Raw genomic sequence first — 356 nt, 5'->3', positions numbered from 1 at the left:
TGATGCATAGGTGGCAGATGCAGACAGGCCAATCACTATACAGAGACGGGTGACAATAAAGCTCATCCTGAAGACCATTCTCTTCCTTCCCACAAAAAGAACAAAGAAGATAGCAACGCAGCTGGCGGCTTCTTGTAATGTTGGTGTTAATGGCACTGAATTTTGCCCTGCCAGTGACACTGTGAATATTGATGACCCTATTGTTACCCATGTAGTCTATGCACTCTCAGGGTATGGTGAGCTTATGTTTGGTGAGTTTGTGTTTGGTGAGACGACCGGGTCGGGTGAAAGACCGGTTACACCCGATCTGATCACAGACAAAGAGCCTTTCCCCTGTGTGGATACGCTTGTGTTTG

At 47.2% G+C, this 356-nt stretch carries 1 protein-coding gene; it reads left to right on the top strand.

Translation table 11 applies throughout. The features are described 5' to 3' along the window. Nucleotides 1–49: 49 nt before the first annotated feature. On the top strand, nt 50–356 hold a 307-nt coding region (locus E1189_RS07810; protein ID WP_155159472.1), incomplete at its 3' end, for a hypothetical protein.

The organism is Parendozoicomonas verongulae, from assembly GCF_009711465.1.
Lineage (GTDB): Bacteria > Pseudomonadota > Gammaproteobacteria > Pseudomonadales > Endozoicomonadaceae > Sansalvadorimonas > Sansalvadorimonas verongulae.
Note: the sequence above shows the minus strand (reverse complement) of the source record. Positions and strands in the feature narration are given on the sequence as shown.